17 protein-coding genes are annotated in these 19,623 nt (G+C 63.0%); 7 read left to right on the top strand and 10 right to left on the bottom strand.

Translation table 11 applies throughout. From position 1 onward, the window contains the following. The gene (locus AK829_RS10565; protein ID WP_070495127.1) at positions 1 to 405 is read right to left on the bottom strand and encodes a DUF6474 family protein; all 405 of its coding nucleotides are present in this window, start codon (positions 403 to 405) and stop codon (positions 1 to 3) included. 38 nt (positions 406 to 443) lie between these two features. Between AK829_RS10565 and AK829_RS10570 the strand changes: the two genes are divergently transcribed. After that, positions 444 to 1,946, top strand: a complete 1,503-nt coding sequence (locus AK829_RS10570; RefSeq protein WP_052205794.1) for a TM0106 family RecB-like putative nuclease — start codon at positions 444 to 446, stop codon at positions 1,944 to 1,946. A gap of 13 nt (positions 1,947 to 1,959) precedes the next feature. Here the strand turns inward: AK829_RS10570 and AK829_RS10575 are convergent, their stop codons facing one another. Both AK829_RS10575 and AK829_RS10580 read right to left on the bottom strand, forming a co-directional pair. Beyond that, positions 1,960 to 3,135: an MFS transporter gene (locus AK829_RS10575; protein ID WP_052205795.1), complete on the bottom strand. Its 1,176-nt coding sequence runs from the start codon at positions 3,133 to 3,135 to the stop codon at positions 1,960 to 1,962. A 54-nt stretch (positions 3,136 to 3,189) separates the two neighbouring features. Continuing rightward, complete coding sequence (locus AK829_RS10580) at positions 3,190 to 3,792, bottom strand: superoxide dismutase (RefSeq protein ID WP_052205796.1); 603 nt, start codon at positions 3,790 to 3,792, stop codon at positions 3,190 to 3,192. 89 nt (positions 3,793 to 3,881) lie between these two features. Here AK829_RS10580 and msrA point away from each other — a divergent pair, with 89 nt between their 5' ends. Further along, entirely contained in the window at positions 3,882 to 4,535 is a 654-nt protein-coding gene (gene msrA, locus AK829_RS10585) for a peptide-methionine (S)-S-oxide reductase MsrA (RefSeq protein WP_052205797.1), read from the top strand. 9 nt (positions 4,536 to 4,544) lie between these two features. On the opposite strand, the gene AK829_RS10590 is transcribed toward msrA, so the two are convergent. Beyond that, on the bottom strand, positions 4,545 to 6,425 hold the full coding sequence (locus AK829_RS10590; protein ID WP_083439840.1) for an alpha/beta-hydrolase family protein: 1,881 nt from the start codon (positions 6,423 to 6,425) through the stop codon (positions 4,545 to 4,547). On the opposite strand from AK829_RS10590, the gene AK829_RS10595 reads away from it, so the two are divergent. Further along, positions 6,424 to 7,110: a glycerophosphodiester phosphodiesterase gene (locus AK829_RS10595; RefSeq protein ID WP_052205798.1), complete on the top strand. Its 687-nt coding sequence runs from the start codon at positions 6,424 to 6,426 to the stop codon at positions 7,108 to 7,110. The genes AK829_RS10590 and AK829_RS10595 overlap by 2 nt on opposite strands. Before the next feature lie 15 nt (positions 7,111 to 7,125). Then, on the top strand, positions 7,126 to 8,049 hold the full coding sequence (locus tag AK829_RS10600; RefSeq protein ID WP_052205799.1) for a DUF5926 family protein: 924 nt from the start codon (positions 7,126 to 7,128) through the stop codon (positions 8,047 to 8,049). Here AK829_RS10600 and hutI read toward each other — a convergent pair. From hutI to AK829_RS10620, 4 genes are all read right to left on the bottom strand, one after another. Next, the gene (gene hutI / locus AK829_RS10605; RefSeq protein WP_052205800.1) at positions 8,046 to 9,239 is read right to left on the bottom strand and encodes an imidazolonepropionase; all 1,194 of its coding nucleotides are present in this window, start codon (positions 9,237 to 9,239) and stop codon (positions 8,046 to 8,048) included. The genes AK829_RS10600 and hutI overlap by 4 nt on opposite strands. 29 nt (positions 9,240 to 9,268) lie before the next feature. Next, positions 9,269 to 10,960 (bottom strand): urocanate hydratase, encoded by a 1,692-nt coding sequence (gene hutU, locus AK829_RS10610; RefSeq protein ID WP_083439841.1) that lies wholly within the window; start codon positions 10,958 to 10,960, stop codon positions 9,269 to 9,271. A gap of 170 nt (positions 10,961 to 11,130) precedes the next feature. After that, positions 11,131 to 12,678, bottom strand: coding sequence for a histidine ammonia-lyase (gene hutH / locus AK829_RS10615; protein WP_052205801.1), 1,548 nt, complete (start codon positions 12,676 to 12,678; stop codon positions 11,131 to 11,133). Positions 12,679 to 12,688: 10 nt separating this feature from the next. Further along, on the bottom strand, positions 12,689 to 13,432 hold the full coding sequence (locus AK829_RS10620) for an IclR family transcriptional regulator (protein ID WP_052205802.1): 744 nt from the start codon (positions 13,430 to 13,432) through the stop codon (positions 12,689 to 12,691). Positions 13,433 to 13,469: 37 nt separating this feature from the next. Here AK829_RS10620 and hutG point away from each other — a divergent pair, with 37 nt between their 5' ends. After that, a complete protein-coding gene (gene hutG / locus AK829_RS10625) occupies positions 13,470 to 14,414 on the top strand; it encodes a formimidoylglutamase (RefSeq protein ID WP_052205803.1) in 945 nt (314 codons plus the stop codon). Here the strand turns inward: hutG and AK829_RS10630 are convergent. After that, positions 14,403 to 15,824 (bottom strand): YjiH family protein, encoded by a 1,422-nt coding sequence (locus AK829_RS10630; RefSeq protein WP_232305735.1) that lies wholly within the window; start codon positions 15,822 to 15,824, stop codon positions 14,403 to 14,405. The genes hutG and AK829_RS10630 overlap by 12 nt on opposite strands. 195 nt (positions 15,825 to 16,019) lie before the next feature. On the opposite strand from AK829_RS10630, the gene AK829_RS10635 reads away from it, so the two are divergent. Continuing rightward, the gene (locus AK829_RS10635; RefSeq protein WP_052205804.1) at positions 16,020 to 17,570 is read left to right on the top strand and encodes an alanine/glycine:cation symporter family protein; all 1,551 of its coding nucleotides are present in this window, start codon (positions 16,020 to 16,022) and stop codon (positions 17,568 to 17,570) included. 45 nt (positions 17,571 to 17,615) lie between these two features. Then, positions 17,616 to 18,875 carry an LCP family glycopolymer transferase gene (locus AK829_RS10640; RefSeq protein WP_052205805.1) on the top strand — a complete coding sequence of 420 codons (1,260 nt, stop codon included), beginning with the start codon at positions 17,616 to 17,618 and terminating at the stop codon, positions 18,873 to 18,875. Positions 18,876 to 18,895: 20 nt separating this feature from the next. On the opposite strand, the gene AK829_RS10645 is transcribed toward AK829_RS10640, so the two are convergent. Continuing rightward, positions 18,896 to 19,612, bottom strand: coding sequence for a CPBP family intramembrane glutamic endopeptidase (locus tag AK829_RS10645; RefSeq protein WP_052205806.1), 717 nt, complete (start codon positions 19,610 to 19,612; stop codon positions 18,896 to 18,898). Positions 19,613 to 19,623 lie beyond the last annotated feature (11 nt).

A 19,623-nucleotide genomic window follows, 5' to 3' on the forward strand; every position in this document is an offset into this window, starting at 1 on the left:
CTAGCGCTGGCCGGCGGCGCGGTTGTCCAGTTCGCGCTGCTGGTAAGCGGTCAGACCCTTGTAGATCAGCGGCAGCAGCACCGGAACCAGAACGCGCAGTGCGCCGGCGAGGTTTTTGGCTTTCTTTTTGGTCAGGCCGGCTTCGTCGATACGCTTCAGGTGCGCCTTGGCCAGGTCCTTTTCGTGCTTGCGCTTGCGCTTCAGCCCCTTCTGCTCTTCCTTGAGCAGGCGCTTTTCTGCCTTGTCCAGCAGTTGTGCGATGCGCAGGTCAGCCTTGGCCTCGTCGCGGGAGTACTTGCGGGCGGTTGCCTCGGCCTTTTTTACTTCCGCTTCAACCTTTTTCAGCTGTTTTTTGCTGTTCTTGCGGATGGACTTGAGAATTCCCATGGCGTCCACCTTACCCATGTGCGGCACGCGCGACGGGTAGCATTTCAAGCATTGTGATGTTCCCGGCCCAAGTGCGTGCGAATGATCTGGTGGGTTGCCGCTATAGGCTCCACCAGCGTGCGGTGCACCCGAATATCCCGCCGCTGCCAGAGTCCTTGGAGCGCCAGCCGCGTATCGACGCCGCACGCGCCCTAGTCCTCAACGCACTTCCCACCAAGCGTGCGGTGGGTGATGGGCGCAGGAAACTGTTCACCCGGGTTGATGTAGACCCGGCGGGTGGGGACGACGAGCAGGCAGCACGCACAATCTCCGCGGTACGCGCTGGCGCGCATGTGATTACGAATGCCAGGTTGACTGGCCAGATCGAGGGCGTGCGCGTGGTTGCGGACGTGGACGTGCTGGTGCGCGACGGCCACGATTACCTGCCGGTGATCATCTCGAACCACAGGGTGGCGCGCCCGCATGAGACTTCGCGGATGGAGATGATCCCGGTTGGCCGGTTGGGGCTTTCTGCACCGCTTGAGGTGCCAGCGAAGCCGCGTCACCACACCGTTGATGGCTACCGCCTGGCCATCGCGGAGCTGCTGCTGCGCGATTACGGCAAGGCCACCGGCCGCGGCGGCGTGATTGGCCAGGACCGCACACGCGCCTACATCGGGGATGTGGAGCGTTTCATCCCGCCGCTGATTGAGGCGCTCACCGCCCCGATCCCTGACGAGCCGAAACGCCTGAAACAGTGCGCGACCTGCCGGTTCTGGGAGTTGTGTCGCCCTCGTCTGGAGGAGCTGGACGATATTTCGCTGGTGCTGCCCGGCGGCCGCGGCGACGTGCTGCGCGATGAGGGGATCACCACGGTGCAGCAGCTAATCGACGCCAACGTGGGCGAACCTTCCGCCATCGCCCGCGCTTGGCGTAAGGACATCTCGCTGCTTCGCCGCCCCGGCGAGATCACCATCCCGCGCGCTGATGTGGAGATCGATATCGACATGGAGGCCTACCTGGACCAGGGCGCTTACCTGTGGGGTGCGTTTGATGGGCAGCGCTACTACTCCTTTGTCACGTGGGACGAGGTTGGCGGCGCTGATTCGGCGGCGGAGGAGCGAAACTTTGGGCAGTTTTGGGGGTGGTTGCGTCAGCGCAAACAAGCAGCAAGCTCTGCGGGCAAAACCTTCCGGGCATACTGCTTTGCCGCGGGAGGCGAGAACTACTGGATGCGCAGCTCAGCGAAGCGGTTCGGCTCCGTGGATGCAGCAGAGGTCGCGGCGTTTCTGAGCAGCGACGAGTGGGTTGACGTGTTCGCCTACGCACGCAAACACTTGGTGGGCACCGACGGGCTGGGGCTGAAAGTGCTGGCCCCGGCAGCCGGGTTTACCTGGGAAGACGATGACGTGGACGGGGAGCGTTCCATTGCTTTGCGGCGTGCCGCGCGCCTTGGGGACCACACCGCCCGCGACATGCTGCTGCGCTACAACGAGGACGACTGCCGCGCCACCCGCGCCGTGCGCGACTTCTTAACTAGCGGCGCGCCGGGCGTACCGCTCATTGATCAGATGAAATAGGCCAGGTGCGCGGTTAGCGGCGCTCCCGCAGCGCCAACCACACCGCAATCGCTGTCAGTACCGCCAGCAGCAGGGCCAGCACGCCCATGAAGCCTGCCCACGGCAGCGCCTCAAACGCGCGACCCGTTGCCGCGCCGAGGATTGAAGAGCCCATGTAGTAGGAAAACACGTACAGGCTGGAGGCTTCCGCGCGGTCGCGCTCAGCGATCTGGCCCACCCAGCCGGTTGCCGTGGAGTGCATGGCGAAGAAGCTGGCGGTGAAGATAAGCAGGCCGATCAGTGTGATCCACAGGTTGGCGCTTGCGCCGATCAGGGCGCCGACCAGCATCATGGCAGCACCGGCAGCAACCACACGACCCCGGCCGAAGCGACCCACAAACGTGCCGGCCCTGGCGCTTGACCATGTGCCGGACAAGTACAACAGGAAGGTCAGACCCGCCAGCGACGGCGGCAGACCAAAGTCATTGATGGCGCGGAAGCCGAAGAAGTTGTACATGGACACAAATACGCCCATGCCCAAAAACGCCGTGCTGGCCAGGGCCACAATGCGCGGGTTGGTCAGGTGGCCTGCAATCGCGCGGAACTCCGCACCCGGCCGGATGCTTGTCTTGGCGTGGAAGTTGCGCTGCTCAGGCAATAGCCACCAGGCGGCAAGTGCCAGCGAGAGGCTGATGGTGGCGGTGGCGGCAAGGGCCCAACGCCACGAGGCTACTTCCAGCACAAAGGAGGGGACGAGGCGTCCCATGAGCCCGCCGATGGTGTTGCCGGCGATGTAGAGGCCCATCGCCCCGGGCAGGTCGCGCTGGTCAAGCTCTTCGGACAGCCACGCCATGGCCACCGCAGGTGTGCCTGCCAGCAGCATGCCTTGGAGTGCGCGCAGCACGATCATCTGCTCGATGTTTTGTGACAGCGCCACGGCAAACCCCAGCGCGGTGGCGGTGACGGCGGAGACGGTCATGACCCGTCCGCGGCCAAACTTCTCGCTCAGGATGGACGCCGGCACAACGCACAGTGCCAACGCACCCGTTGCGGCGGAGACAGTCCACGCGGCGGTTGATGGCGTGGTGTGCAGCTCGCGGGTGAGGATGGGAAGCAGCGCCTGAGTCAGGTACAGAGACGAAAAAATGGCCAAGCCCACAAAGAGCATGGCCACTGTCGCGCGCCTGTACTCAGGGGTGCCTTTTCTCATAGGTCACTATGGTGGACCTCCCTGAGCCAAAACGCAAGCGTGTGCGCTAAAAACTTATGCGGAAGCCTTTGCGTAACGCTCGTTTACGTCGTCCCAGTTCACAACGTTCCACCAAGCCTCAACGTAGTCAGCCTTGACGTTCTTGTACTGCAGGTAGAACGCGTGCTCCCACATGTCCAGCATGAGAACCGGGGTGAAGTCTACGGAGATGTTGCCCTGCTGGTCAGTCATCTGCTGGATGATCAGGCGGCCAGCGACGTGGTCGTAGCCAGCAACTGCCCAGCCGGAGCCCTGCAGGCCGTTAGCCACAGCGGTGAACTGCTTCTTAAAGCCCTCGAAGGAGCCAAAGTCACGGTCAATAGCCTCAGCGATTGCGCCGGTCGGGTTGCCGCCAGCGTTCGGTGCCATGTTCTTCCAGAAGATGGAGTGGTTGGTGTGGCCACCCAAGTTGAACGCAAGGTTCTTGGACAGTGCGCGGATACGGTCGGCGTTTGCCTCACCGTTGCGCTCTGCCTCAAGTGCCTCGAGTGCTGCGTTTGCGCCAGCGACGTAGTTAGCGTGGTGCTTGTCGTGGTGCAGGGTCATAATCTCTTCGCAGATGTGCGGCTCAAGTGCGTCGTATGCGTACGGGAGATCAGGAAGCTCGTAAACAGCCATGATCATTTCCTTTCATTCGGTTTCGTGTACGGCAACCATCGTAGAGAAAATTTGGGAACAGTGTTGTGACCGAAGTCGTTATAGGAGATATGGGATTCCTTTTTGCTCCTGAGCCTAAGCTTGTCGACGCTACCGTGGCCCTCCCCGGCCGTCCCGACCCCGTGCTTACGCACCCGCGTCCGCACGCGGTGTTGGGCACGCCTATTACCGGCCCGTGGCGCGACGGCCAGAAGCGCATCCTGATCGGTATCGGCTGCTTCTGGGGTGCGGAGAAAATGTACTGGCAGCTAGGTGGTGTGGAGTCCACCAGCGTGGGCTACGGCGGCGGGCAGACCCCGAACCCGACGTACCGGGAGGTGTGCTCGGGACAGACCAACCACGTGGAGCTTGTAGAGGTGGTCTATGACCCGGAGAAGGTCACCTTGAAAGAGCTGGTCAAGGTGGCGCTTGAAGCGCACGACCCAACGCAGGGCTTCCGCCAGGGCAATGACGTGGGCACGCAGTATCGCTCCGCGTTTTACACCGACACGGAGGCAGAGGCCGAGCAGGTCCGCGGGTGGATTACTCAGTACGGCGCGGACCTGAAGGACGCGGGCTACGGCGACATCACCACTGAGGTCAAGTCCGTGGAGAATGACGGCGTGCAGTATTTCTTGGCAGAGGACGAGCACCAGCAGTACCTGCACAAGGTGCCCAACGGCTACTGCCCGCACCACTCCACAGGCGTTGCCTGCGGCATCTAAGCGGGGCAGTTAGTAGCCGTACTTTGAAGGGAAGCCGTCGGCGGGTTTGCGAAGCTTGACCGCGTCGTTGTGGATCCACTGCGAGGCGCGCGCCAGCTGTCCCTTGCTCAAAGCACGATCGCCGTCGACGCCGTGGACCACGGCGTTCCAGTAGGCCACCGTCTCGTCGTGGTAGTTGTGCCCGTGCGGTGAGGGCACGTCCTGGGACGCGAGCTGGTCCATGCCTACCTGCCAGAACGTGATCAACGGCAGCCAGCGCAGCGTGTGCAGTACATCCAGCTTCTGCGCCTCGGGTGCTGGAACCCCGCGCGATCCCGGTTCACGCAGCCAGTCCGGGGCGCGCCACAACAGGCTCGGCTCCCACCAGGTCACCGGGTCAGAGGCATGCTGTGCAAACACGTAGCGTGGCTCCACCCACTCGTGCTCATAGGCATCGCCCTTGAAATCGTGGTGCAGGTGGTCGGGGTGGGCGGTGAAGCGGGTGTTGCGTCCGCCGTCGACAAGCGGCAAGCGCTGCGGGCTTCCCTTCTCCCGCGCACGGGTGAGCTCAGCGTGGTTGCGGGCAAACCCGGGTACGCCGGTGAATACGCCGCCGGAGGCGCCGTGGAGGAACTCGTCGACGGACTCGAAGACATCACTAACCGCATAGGCGCCGAGGGATTCACCGCCGAGGTAGAGCTTCGGGCGCTTGGCAGGGTCAAGTTTCTCCAACTCACGCAGCACCGCCTTGGCCAAAATACGGGTGGAGCGCACCGGGGAGATGTGGTCCGCCACGTAGGAGTAGGCGGACGGCAGGAATGAATACTGCATGGACACAATCGCGCTGTCGCCGCGGGTGACAAACTCAAAGCCCGAAGTGTGGAAATCATTGATCCAACCCGTGCCCGCACCGGACATGATCGCGATGTGGCTGCGTGCAAACGCGCCGGTGCGGTGCATTTCCGCGACGGCCTCTTCGGCCATGGCCTCGAAATTGGGTGTTTCATCCGGCTCGGTGTCGTGCAGACCAACCACCACGCGGATCGGTTCACGCACCTGATCCTCACCCAGCACGCGGCGCAGGTGCTCGGCGCGGGGGCCGCCGGCGACGGTGGCACGGCCTTGGCGCCCCAAAGACTGCCAGCTCACCCGGGACGCGGGGGAGCCGGAACGCTCAGGCTCCAAAGGGCGATCCGCACCGCGCATAAACGCGCGGTCCAGCTCCAACGCCTGGCGCGAGGCGCGGGAGAAGAAACGACGCACCACAACCTTGTCTGCAAACAGGACAATGATGGCGCCGCCGCCCACAATGGCTAGCGGCCAGGACGTCACCGGCGGCAGGCGGCGGCCAAACAGCGCGTTGAGCGCGTCAATAAACGTCTGCACCACCTCGCCCACAGCGAGGATTGCGCCGTAGCCTGCGGTACCAAGCAGCAGCCCGCCGATGGTGTCCCAGGCCGAGTAGGTGCCTTCAACCTCCACCAGCTTCTCTTGGCGGGCGCGCCGGGAAATCGCCATCCCAATCGCACCCGTTGTTACCGCGGTCATGCCCACGCGCACCGGCAGCGGCAGCGGGTCCGGCAGACGACGCTTCGTGCCAGGGGCCGCCGCACGCGCTACACCGGTCGCCACCGCGTGACCGATACCCTGCAAAAACGCCACGTTAGCGGCGGTGAACGTCAGCTTGTGCGGCAAAAGCGACGGCGCGATCGCACCCCACGTTGCCACCTCCGCACCCACCGCGCCCGCACGGAAACTGCTGGGCAGGCGCTGCAGGCCATACACGCGCAGCACCGGCGAAAGATCCGCAAACGTTTGCAACCCCGCAATCGGCACGGCCAGCAGGCCGTCGCGGCTCACGGAGTATCTACGTCGTGCGTTTCGCAGTGATGCGGTGAGCTTTTCAAGCATGACCCTTATTGTTTCAAATATCCGTACCCTGGGTGAGGTGATGGAAACGACGCGGCCACTGATTGTTGCCCACCGCGGGTTCTCGGGCCGTTTTGATGACAACTCCCCTGAAGCCTTCAAGGCTGCCTTCGAGCTACCCATCCACGGCGTGGAGTGTGACGTACGCCTGACACGGGGCGGGCAACTCGTAGTAGCGCATGACCCAGTAAGCAGCGGCGACGGGCTCATGCCGTTTAGTGACCTGCTGGCCATGTTTGCCAACTACCCGGACCACCACCTCTACGTGGAGATCAAACACAACCGCTTCAACACCCAAGTGCAAAAGCGCACCCTGCAGGAGCTGCGCCGCCACGGCTTGGATGAATCAGACCGGATCCATATCATCTCGTTTTCACGCAACGCGGTGCGCTACTTCCGCAAGAGGGCGCCACTGTTGGATACCTATTTTCTATTGCGCCCACGTACCTGGTGGTTGCCGGCGGCGCCGGTGGGCCTTGGGCCGTCCATAGTCAGGCTCAATGCGAAACCTGCACTGATTGGGAGACTGGGGGTGCGCACCTACACCTGGACGGTGAACACGCCGCGGCAGATGCTGTGGTGTGCCGAGCACGGTGTGGATATTTTGGCGACGGACCTGCCAGACCTTGCGTTGGAGACGCTTGCGTCACCGCGCGAGGAACACTAGGTACGATTTCCAACCATGGCACCTAGGAAACCAAAGAAGTCCAAGAAGAAAGAGGTTCTGCCCGAGGGCATGAGCCGCCGCGAGGCGAAGCTTGCGGCACGCGCCGCTGAGCGCGCACAGTTTGCAAAGGACCCGCGTCCGTACGGCGGGTTGGCAATGGAGACGGACCTGATTGCACTGCAGGAGTTCGTCCCGTCCGCCGTGGCAAAGGTAGAGGTCAAGGGCACCCCGGTCAACATTGTGACCGTGCTGCCGGGCGCTGGTGCGGCAATGGTCCGCCCAGAAGACCAGGGTAGTGAGCGTTTCGTTGCGCTGCAGGTGCAGTCCCACTCCCAGAACCCGCACCGTGACTTGGCGTACGCCCTGAACTGGGTGCTTGATGCTGAGCCGGGCGCCACGCTGGGCTCTACGGTTGCGGATGGTTCGCAGCCGGAGCTCTCTTCGCTTATTAGCGCTGACGCGACCCTTTCCATCACCGAACACCAGGACTTCGGCTGGTGGTTTGCAGAGGGCACCGATGTCAGCCCTGAGATCCGCCAGGCAATGGCCCGTGCGAACGACGCTGTCTTGCCGTCCACACAGGTCAAGGCGGATGTTCCGGGTACTGCATGGTGGGTCAACCCGGGCGGCGGCAAGGCGCATATCCGCTGGGTGCGCCCGGAGGAGAACGAAAACCAGATGCTCAACGCCCTGGCACGCATCGCGGCTCGCGGTGAGTTGAACCTGGGTGAGGGTACCAAGTTCGCAGGCGCGTTCCGCACCCACGGCGTGGTTGTGCCGGTGTGGGACCTGGACCCGTCTGTAGATGCGGCTTCCTACGTTGATGCGCTGGTGACGCTGAACAAGGCGATCGAGGCAGAGTACGCATCTGATGCCCAGCTGAACGCCGATGAGCGTAAGCAGCTGGACAACATTAAGTCCCGCCAGGTGACTATCTAGCCGTAGACCTTCTTGCCCGCTACCCAGGTCTGCCACGTGATTGGCATGCCCGGGCGGTAGGCCAGGTTGATGGCGTTTTCCGCATCCAGGATGTGCAGGTCCGCTGCCGCGCCGGGCACCAACGTGCCCTTTGCCGGACGGCCGTGGGGGTCTTTGCCGTCGCCTACGTTGTGGCGCAGCAACGCCTTAGCCCCTCCGGTGGTGGCGGCCTCAATCGCTTCGTCGAGGGTGAGGTACTGCTGCAGCACCGCAGTGGTCACGCAGAAGTTCATCGAAGACGTAAACGACGTACCCGGGTTGAGGTTGGATGCAATCGCGATGGTCACGCCCGCTTCCACCAGGCGACGCGCCGGTGCGAGGTCCTCGCGCGTTGACAGGTCACAGGCGGGCAGCAGCGTTGCGACGGTTTCCGAACCAGCCAACAGCGCCACATCCTCATCAGAGATGTAGTTGACGTGGTCCACGCTGGCGGCGCCCATCTCCACCGCAAGTTTGACGCCCGGACCTTGGCCCAGCTGGTTGCCGTGCACGCGAATGCCAAGGCCGAGGGCTTTGCCGGCCTCGAGAACGTGGCGGGACTGCTCTTCATTGAACGCGCCGCGCTCACAGAACACGTCGATCCACTGGACGTGGTCTTTGACCGCGTCCAGCATCGGGCCGACGACTTCTTCGATGTACTCATCAGCGTCCGCTCCCGGCGGGACCAGGTGGGCGCCGAGGAACGTCACCTCATCCACGTGGCGGGCGGCCACCCGTGCGGCCTCCGCCTCAGAGGCGACGTTTAGCCCGTAGCCGGTCTTGGTCTCAAAGGTGGTGGTACCACCCGCATGACCTGCGGCCACACGCTGCGCCACCAACTTATCCAGGCGCTCTTCGCCAGCGGAGCGGGTGGCCTCCATAGTCACCGCGATCCCACCAGCTGCGTAGGACTCGCCGGCCATGCGGGCCTCGAACTCCTCGGCGCGGTTGCCGTCGAACACCATGTGGGTGTGCGAATCCACCCAACCCGGCAACACCGCGCGCCCGCCAACGTCCACGGTTTCATCCGCGTCCTTGGCCTCCGCGGGGGCTTCGGAGGTGGGGCCGACCCAGGTGATCACGTCGGCGTCGATAAGCAAGGAAGCTCCCTTGATCGTGCCCAGCTCAGAGACGGTCCGCAGCTCAGAAATACCGGTAATGAAGGTGCGCATGGATACCTTTCGTTGGGTGGCGTGAGGGGCTAGTCGCGGGCGTTGAACTGCATCGGGATGCGCACGCCGCGCTCCTTGGCCACCTCGTTGGCGCGAGTGTAACCAGCGTCCACGTGGCGGATAACACCCATACCCGGGTCATTGGTCAGCACAGCCTTGAGCTTCGCCTCTGCAAGCTCGGTGCCGTCTGCAACCGTGACCTGGCCAGTGTGGATGGAACGACCCATGCCCACGCCGCCGCCGTGGTGGATGGACACCCAGGTCGCGCCACCAGCAACAGCCGTCATGGCGTTGAGCAGCGGCCAGTCCGCCACCGCATCGGTGCCGTCGAGCATGGACTCGGTCTCGCGGTACGGCGACGCGACGGAGCCGGAGTCCAGATGGTCGCGGCCGATAACAATCGGTGCCTTGACCTTGCCTTCCTTGACCAGGTTGTTGAAGATCACGCCGGCCTTGGCGCGCTCGCCGTAGCCCAGCCAGCAAATACGTGCCGGCAGGCCCTCGAACTCCACGTACTCATCGGCCGCATCCAGCCAGCGGTGCAGGTGCTCGTTGTCCGGGAACGCCTCCTTGATGGCCTGGTCAGTGACCTTGATGTCCTCCGGATCGCCGGACAGCGCAACCCAACGGAAGGGCCCAAGGCCCTCGCAGAACAGCGGGCGGATGTAGGCCGGAACGAAACCGGGGAACTCGAAGGCGCGGTTGTAGCCAGCCTTGCGGGCCTCATCACGAATGGAGTTGCCGTAATCAAATACCTCGGCGCCCTCGTCCTGGAACTCCACCATCGCCTGGACCTGCACGGCCATCGCCTCGCGGGCCTTCTTGGTAAAGGTCACCGGGTCAGCGGCGGCCTCAGTGTGCCACTCCTCCACGGTGTGCTCGGTGGGCAGGTAGGACAGCGGGTCGTGTGCAGACGTCTGGTCGGTGACAATGTCCACGGTTAGCTCGCCTGCGCGGTGGCGGCGCAGCATCTCCGGGAACACCTCGGCAGCGTTGCCTACCAGGCCGACGGACAGCGCACGCTTCTCGTTCTTCGCCTCGGTGACCAGCGTGATTGCTTCCTCAATGTCAGTGGTTACCTCGTCCAGGTAGCGCTTTGCTTGCCTGCGCTTCAAGCGCGTCTCATCCACATCCACAATCAAGCACGCACCACCGTTGAGGGTGACGGACAGCGGCTGTGCGCCACCCATGCCGCCGCAGCCGCCGGTCAGCGTCAAAGTGCCGGCGAGTGTGCCGTTGAAACGCTTCTTCGCCACAGCAGCGAAAGTCTCGAACGTGCCCTGCAGAATGCCTTGGGTGGCGATGTAAATCCAGGAGCCGGCCGTCATCTGGCCGTACATCATCAGACCCTCGTCTTCGAGCTTGCGGAAGTGCTCCCAGTTCGCCCAGTCGCCCACCAGGTTGGAGTTGGCAATGAGCACACGCGGCGCCCACTCATTGGTCTTCCACACACCGACCGGCTTGCCGGACTGGACCAGCAGGGTTTCGTCCTTCTCCAGGTCCTTCAGCGTATCGACGATCGCGTCAAACGCCTCCCAACTGCGCACCGCACGCCCGGTGCCGCCGTAGACCACCAGCTCATCCGGGTGCTCCGCAACCTCAGGGTCGAGGTTGTTGTGCAACATGCGAAGCGGAGCCTCGGTTTGCCAGGACTTTGCGGTGAGCTCGGTGCCGCGCGGTGAGCGGACTTCGCGTGCGCCTTCGGACCAGTTCTTCGACATGGACGACTCCTTCGGTTCTCTAGGTCCCAACGTTGAGACTGTGGTTTGGGTCACTATGAGGGCAGATTAGTGCCCTTACGTGGGAACCGACAGGGGTCGTGGCGTCGATTAGTCTGGCATGCGAGACGCCCGCGCGTGGTGGCTAGCGCTGGTGGCTAGTGCGCGAACAGCTAGCGCAGTTCGCCGACTGCGGCCTCGACGGCGGTGACAAACTCGCCGCTTTGCACCAGCTCCACGGCGTGGGTGATCTCGGGTGCGAGGAAGCGGTCCGTGCCCGGGCCCTCCACGCGGGTGCGCAGCAGGTCAACCGCGGCTTGGGTGCCCGGTGCGCAGGCGCCGTCGCGCATGTCCAACGCGCGCGCAGCGGTGAGGATCTCAATTGCCAGTACGCGCTGCAGCCCGTCGACGGCGCGGCGCAGCTTGCGGCCTGCCGCCCAGCCCATGGACACGTGGTCCTCCTGCATCGCGGACGAGGGGATCGAATCGGCCGAGGCCGGCATGGCGCAGCGCTTCAGCTCGCTGACAATGCCCGCGGCGGTGTACTGCGCGATCATGTGGCCGGAATCCACACCCGGGTCATCCGCAAGAAACGCGTTCAGTCCACGGTTTCGTGCGGTATCCAGGAAGCGGTCGGTGCGCCTTTCGCTAATGGACGCCAAATCCGCCACCACCACCGCCAAAAAGTCCAACACGTACGCAACGGGTGCGCCGTGGAAGTTGCCGTTGGAGGTCACGCGCCCGTCCAGGGCTACAACCGGGTTGTCAATGGCGGAGGCCAGCTCGCGCGACGCCACCAGTGCGGCGTGGTCGACGGTGTCGCGGAAACCGCCCGCGACCTGGGGTGCGCAGCGCACCGAGTAGGCGTCCTGCACCTGCTTCTGGCGAAACTCCTCGGCGGCACGCGCGAGGATCTCGGAGCCATCCGCAACGGTGCGGATGTTGTACGCCGCGTCCGCCTGGCCCGGGTGCGGGCGCAGCTGCTGCAGGTCATCGGCAAACACGGTGAGTGTGCCGGTAAGCCCCTCCACCGTCATTGCGGTCGCAATATCGGCAACCTTCGCTGCTTCGCGCAGATCCGTAATGGCCAGGCACAGCATGCCCAGCATGCCATCGGTGCCGTTGATCAGCGCCAGGCCTTCCTTCTCCTGGAGCACCAGCGGCTCAATACCCGCCTCTGCCAGGGCTTCGGCGGCGCTGACGATTGGGCCGCCGCCGACACGCACGTCGCCCTCACCAAGCAGCGCGAGCGCGCAGTGCGCGAGCGGCGCCAGGTCACCCGAGCAGCCGAGCGAGCCGTACTCGTGCACCATCGGAGTGATGCCAGCGTTCAGGACTGCAGCGTAGGTTTCCGCCACGACGGGACGCACACCGGTACGCCCGGTACACAGCGTGGACAAACGAAGCAGCATGGTGGCGCGCACCACTTCCTGCTCCACCTCAGGGCCAGAGCCCGCAGCATGGGAGCGCACGAGCGACACCTGCAGCTGCTCGCGCAGTTCGTGCGGGATGTGGCGGCGGGCAAGCGCACCGAAGCCGGTGGAGATGCCGTAGACCGGAGTGGGGTCTTCCGCGAGTTCTTCAACGCGCGCACGCGTTTCTGCAATTGCTGCAATGGCCTCAGGGTCAATGGAAACCTTGGCGTTTTCACGGGCGACGGCGACAACATCTGCGATGCTGAGTGCGCCGATGCCTACCTGCACAGTAGTGGTCTGGTTCATGCGCCAAACTCTAGCGTTTATCAAAGAACTTCTGCTTCAAAATTTCTGCAGTTTCTGTCAAAGCGCCCACAAGCTGCTGTTTCTTCGCGTCATCGTTGCTAAGAGGGAAGGTCACCGCCACCGCAGCGGCCGGCCGCTGGAGGTGATCAAGCACGGCAACGGCAATGCTTTCTTGGCCGCGGGCAACCTCTTCGATCTCGGTGGACCAGCCGCGCTCACGCACCTGTTCCAGCTGTTCCTGCAGGTCTTTGTAGAGCGGCCGGTTTTCAGAGGTGGCAAAAATGGCGCGCAGCTCAGACTCCGGCAGGTGTGCCAACATTGCACGCCCGGAGGCGGTACGCAGTGCCGGCAGCCGCACCCCCTTCACGGTGACAAGGGAGACCGCGCCGGGTGCGCGTGCTTCGTGGAGGTAGAGCACCTCCGTGCCCGCCAGGCGCGAGAGATGGGTGGAGCCGCCCGCCATCGCAGCGATCTCCTCCAGGGATTTTGCCGCCATGCGCACCAAGGGCTGCTGCGTGGTGTACGCCTGGCTCATTTGGTAGGCAGCCAGCCCCAAGCCGTAGGTGCTGGGGTGGTCAAGGTGGACCACATACCCAGAATCTTCTAGTTCCCGCAGCAGGTGGTAGGTGGTTGAACGAGGCAGGTTGAGCTCGTGCGTGATGCGCCGCGCGGAAATCGGTGTGTCTGTGCTTGCTAGCAGCGTCAGGATGCGCAGCACGTTGCGCGCGGCGGGTACCTGAGGCTTTTCCGTCATACCCCGCGAGTATATCTGCGTGTATAAGCTGTGCCGTATGCATGCAGAAGGCACTGGTATGAGTTTGGATTCGGTGTGGCAGGGCCGCGAGGACGGCCCACGATGGCACCACATTGTCACGTCTGAGACCCCTACCGGCGGGGTTGCCTTGGTTGGTTTTTGCTCTGACGAGGGGGTTCGTCGCAACGAAGGCCGCGTTGGCGCTGCGGCAGGCCCGGCCGCCCTTCGCGCCGCGCTGAGTGGTTTTGCAGTGCAGGAGCCCTTTTTGCTTGCCGACGCCGGCGATATCTCCACCCACGGCACCGACCTCGAATCCGCCCAACGCGAACTCAGCGATATCGTTCGCGACCTCATCGCCGCAGGCAACCTTGTCGTTGTGCTGGGCGGTGGCCACGAGACGTCATTTGCCTCCCACCGCGGTGCCTACGAGGCGCTAGGGAACCTGCAGATTGTGAACTTTGATGCGCACTTTGACCTGCGCCAAGCAGACCAGCCGACCTCGGGCACGCCCTTTTTGCAGATTGCTGAGATGGTGGGCAAAGAGGCCTTCGACTATTCGGTGATTGGCATTTCCAAACCGAACAACACGAAGGTGCTCTTCGATACCGCCGAGGAACTCGGTGTGCGCGTTGTTTTAGATGAGGAGCTGCTTGGCCTTTCCCCGCAGCAGGCGGCCGATCAGGCGCTTGAGTCCGTGGCCGGTGACAAGCCGATCCACCTAAGTATCGACCTGGACCTCCTGCCGGCATGGGTGGCTCCGGGCGTTTCCGCCCCGGCAGGCCTGGGTGTTGCGTTGGAGCAGGTCTACGCCATGGTGAAAGCCGTCGCGTCCACCGGCCGCGTTCGTTTGGTGGACGTGGTTGAGCTCAACCCCACCTACGACATTGATGGGCGCACCGCCAAGGTGGCGGCACGCCTGATTGAAACGATTGTGGGGGCGGTTAACGTGGCGTCGATAAGCAAAAAGCCCCTAGAACACTAAGTGCGCAACCGGCACGGTAATGACCACCGTGAGCACCACCCGGATGAACCAGATCACGACTATCTTGGTCACATTCAGCGGAATGTCGGTGGCTAGCACCGCCGGCACCATCGCGGAGAAGAAGAAGATCTGGCTCACGCACACCACCGCAACGGTGAATTTGAGCACCATGTTGTCGGTGCCAGCGATCAGCGTGGCGGGCAGGAACATCTCTGCAAGGCCGGAGGCAAGCGCGCCGGAAGTAGCCCACGGGTCAGGCAGGCGAAGCAGCCACACCACCGGGTAAAACACCACGCCAAGCGCCTTAAATACCGGCGTGTAGGTGGCAAGCGTCAGACCGATCACACCCACGGACATGATGCCCGGAATCACCTGCACCGCCATGGTTAAGCCGTCGCGGAAGTTCACCCACAGCACCTTCGGCAGGGACTCCGCGCGCGCCAGCTCACGCTTCGCCTCATTCCACGCAGCGCTTACACGGTTGCCGCTGATTTGCTGCTCTGGGTGCGGCTGCGCGCCAGGATAGTAGTCCTCAGACATCCGGCTAATGGGAGGGATGCGCACCATGATCGCGGTGACAATGAACGTAATAATAAAGGTCAGCCAGAAGTATGTAAGCCAGTGATCCATCAAATCAAGGGTCTTGGCAACGATGACCATGAACGTTGCAGACACCGTGGAAAAGCCCGCGGCAACAATGGAGGCTTCCTTGCCGTTGTAGTTGCCGGACTTATACATGCGGTCCGTAATAAGTAGGCCCAGGGAGTAGGAACCCAGGAACGAGGCGACGGCATCAACGGCGGATTTGCCCGGCGTCTTAAACACCGGGCGCATAATCGGCTGCACCATCACGCCGATGAATTCCATGAGGCCGAAGCCAACCAACAGGCCGAGGAAGATCGCGCCAACAGGAATCAACAGGCCAACAGAGATCACAAGCTTGTTCAGAATGAACGGGCCAATGTCCGGGTTGTGCAGAAACGCTGGGCCGAAATCAAAGACCAACATTGCGCACAGCACCACCGCAAGTATGGAGAGGAACGCGAAGATCGTGCGGGCGTAATCTTCCTTCCAACGGCCGGAGACGAACTGGTAGATCGTGCCCGCAATGATGGCCGCAAGAGCGAGATAGCCGGTGCCAGGGCCAAGCGTGGCAATAATCCAGCTGACAATGTGGTCCAACAGAATCGTCTTCTTTTCCCCAACGGTAAATGGGATGAAGAAGGCGAAGATGCCGATGCCCGAGTAGAGGAATAAACGCCACAGATGCGGCGCGTGGACGGGGCCAGAGTCAGTTGCTGTTGGGTTTGTTTCGGCGTCTATCTGCGCTTCCGACATCGCGGGGATGTTTTTCACGTTATAGGCCGGGCGCAGTTTGCTGCGGTGAATTTGCTGGTGGTGGTTTTCCACGGACGGACTCCTTTCACAGGGTTTCCCGATTGTCTCGTGAAGTAGGTCACGAATGTAATGGGTTGTGAAATGCACCAGTCTGGTGACCGAGACAAAGAAATTTTCCCCAATGTGACCCGCGGCACACAGTTATGGCCTACATTCTCTAAATACGTATTCCCCGATACGTAACGCCTGGATACTTAAGGAGCGTCCGTGGAAGCATTTATCAATACCCTCAACGGGATCATCTGGTCCCAATGGCTGGTGTACCTCTGTCTTGGCGCAGGTGTGTACTTCACTGCAGTGACCCTGTTCATGCAGCTGCGCTGCATCCCTGACATGCTCAAGCAGCTTCGCCACGGCGAAAGCTCAGAGGCTGGCATTTCCTCCTTCCAATCCCTGATGATCTCCCTTGCCGGCCGTGTCGGCGTGGGCAACATTGCCGGTGTGGCCACCGCGATCGCATTCGGCGGTCCGGGTGCCGTGTTCTGGATGTGGATCGTGGCGTTCTTGGGTTCCGCGACCTCCTTCGTGGAGTGCACCCTGGCGCAGATCTACAAGGAGAAGGACCGCGATACTGGCGAGTACCGCGGTGGTCCGGCCTACTTCATTGAGAAGGCCTACTCCCACACCAAGGCAGCGCCGTTCGCGCTGGTGTACGCCATCATCTTCGCCATCTCCATGATTCTGGCTACCTCCTACTTCCTGCCGGGCATCCAGGCCAACGGTGTGGCCGCCGCCGTGGAGAACGCGTGGGGAATCAACGTGTGGATCTCTGCAGCGATCATGGCGATCCTGCTGGGCTTCATCATCATCGGTGGCGTGAAGCGCATTGCTAACTTCGCATCCATGGTCGTGCCGTTCATGGCGGCGATCTACATCATCCTGGCAATCGTGATCTTGTTCGTGAACGCATCTGAGATCCCGCAGGTCTTCGGTCTGATCTTCCGCTCCGCCTTTGACCAGGAGGCAATCTTCTCCGGCATGCTCGGCGCAGCCATCGCCTGGGGCGTGAAGCGCGGTATCTACTCCAACGAGGCTGGCCAGGGCACCGGCCCACAGTCCGCTGCAGCCGCTGAGGTTTCCCACCCGGCAAAGCAGGGTTTCGTGCAGTCCTTCGCGGTCTACATTGACACCCTGTTTGTCTGCTCCGCTACCGCGTTCATCATCATCTCCACCGACATGTACCGCGTGTTTGAGAACCAGACTGAGGAGGGCACCCCGCGTTACGACGGCTCCCTGCCCGCCGACATCCCCGTCGGCCCCGGCTTTGTCCAGGAAGGCCTGAACACGCTGGCTGGTGGCTTCGGCCCAACCTTCGTTGCGCTGGCAATCATGTTCTTCGCCTTCACCACCGTGCTGGCGTACTACTACATGGCAGAGGTGAACTTCACCTACCTCAACCGCTGGGTGAAGAACGAGAACGCTCGTACCGCCATCATCTGGCTGCTGCGTGTCCTGATCATTGTCGCCGTGTTCGTCGGCGCAACCACCACCCCAGGCACGGCGTGGGCGCTTGGCGATATCGGCGTGGGCGCCACCGCATGGCTCAACATCGTGGCCATCCTCTTCCTGCAGGTCCCGGCCATGAAGTGCCTGTGGGACTACCGCCGCCAGAAGAAGGCTGGCCTGGATCCGCAGTTCGACCCGGAGGCCCTGGGCATCCAGAACGCCACCTTCTGGGAGGAGCGCAAGGCGCAGATGGTTGCCAACGGCACCTGGCCTAGCGCAGCTTCCACTGCCTCTAGCGTTGAGAAGCGCTAGTTGCCTCTCGCGGGGATGTGCCCGCGAGGTCTAGACTTCTAGGCCATGGATAACCGGGAGGACCGTAGCCAGTACGTCTACGGCAAAGATGGCAAGCCGTTGCTGGACCGCTACGGCAGGCCAGTGCGTCGCCGCGACGCTAGCGGTGACGCCTCCCGGCGGACCTCGGAATACCGGTCCACTGAATATCAGCCGCGTCGCACTCCACACGAGCAGCGTGCGCGCCAGATCATGCCCGACGAGTTGCCGCAACGACCGGCACAGCGCCCGGTGCAGCGCCCGGTGCAGCAACGACCGGCACAGCGCCGGCCGGTGCAGCAACGCCGCGAGCCCGTCCCCATGCAGGTCCACGAGCGCCCGCAACCCAAACCGAAACCCCGCCCGCGACCAAAACGCAGCCGCCGCAAGCGTCCAGGCTGCTTCGGCTGCGGCAGCCTGATCATCCTCACCGTCCTCGTGCTCACCGTAGTGGGCATGTTGCTTGCAGACGCCCGCCTAAACCGCACCCAAGCCATGCCCACGCAACAGGTAGCGAACACGGCTGGGACGAACTGGCTGTTCGTCGGTTCTGACTCGCGAACTGGCATGAGCCAGGACGAGATTGACCGCCTAGGCACGGGTGGCGATATCGGCTCCACCCGCACGGACACGATCATGCTGATGCATATCCCCCGCGCTGGGCAAGCGACGCTGATGTCCATTCCGCGCGATAGCTACGTTGAGGTGCCCGGCTACGGCTACGACAAGGTCAACGCCGCGTTCGCCTACGGTGGCGCACCGCTTCTGGTGCAGACCGTGGAGCAAGCTACGGGCCTGCGTATTGACCACTACGCGGAGATTGGCATGGGTGGCCTGGCCAACGTTGTGGACGCAGTTGGCGGAGTAGAGATCTGCGTTGCCGAGCCGATCACGGACCCGCTGGCAAACATCAGCCTCGCGCCGGGCTGCCAGAAGATGGACGGTGCCACCGGCTTGGGCTACGTGCGCACGCGTGCAACCGCGCTGGGGGACCTGGACCGTGTGGTGCGCCAGCGTGAGTTCCTAGCCGCAGTCATGAGCAAGGTGATGTCACCCGCAACGCTGCTCAACCCCTTCCGCATGGTCCCGTTGATGTGGACAACCCCGACGTTGTTCACCGTGGATCAGGGCGACCACGTGTGGAATCTTGCGCGAGTAGCGCTTGCCATGCGCGGCGGGGTGCGCACGGAAACGATCCCGATTTATGACTTCATGGATACGGACGTAGGCAACGTCGCCGTCTGGGACGACGCAGGCGCCCAGGCCCTGTTCAACTCGCTGCGATAGCGCCCAGTATCTAAGCCCCCTTAAATCCCCAGCCAGCTCAAATCGAGGAGGGGGTAGAGGGTGAAGGCGGTGGCGTCGATAAGAAAATGGGCGATGATCAGCGGCCACACCCGGCCGGTGCGAGCGAACCACGCGCAGAACACCACGCCCATCACGATGTTGCCCAAGCCTGCGGAAATCCCCTGGTAGAGGTGGTACGAGCCGCGCAGCACGGACGAGGCGGCGATGATCTGCCACGGCCGCCAGCCAAGGTGGCCCAGGCGCGTCATCACATACATCACCACCACGATTTCCTCGCCGAAGCCGTTGGCAAACGCCCACAACAGTGAGGTCGGGATCTGCACCGCATCCGTGGCCGGCACAACCACTTTGCTCAAGCCCAAATGCACTGCCGAGACGTAAAACGCCAGGCCAGGAAGGCCGATCAGGGCAGCCAAGCCTGCGCCCCAACCCCAATCGCTCATACGCGGCCAGCGCCAGCGAAACCTCGACGGGTCATCAACCCACAGCAGGTACCAGGCGAGTGCGCCCCAGGACACCAACACCAGCGCCGAGGTCAGCTGCAGTGCCAGATCCATCCAGGTTACGGAGGATTGGGCGTCTACCAACACGGTGGTTTGTTGGTTTAAGGGGGCGCTCAGGAGGGCGTCGATAAGCCGAAGCCCCGCCCGCAGCCCTGCGGTGCCGAAGGTGACGGCAAGGACAATGAGAATCTCCACTTTTACGCGCTCGCGCATGCGGCAATGCT

It is taken from the genome of Corynebacterium riegelii, assembly GCF_001263755.1.
Taxonomy (GTDB): domain Bacteria; phylum Actinomycetota; class Actinomycetes; order Mycobacteriales; family Mycobacteriaceae; genus Corynebacterium; species Corynebacterium riegelii.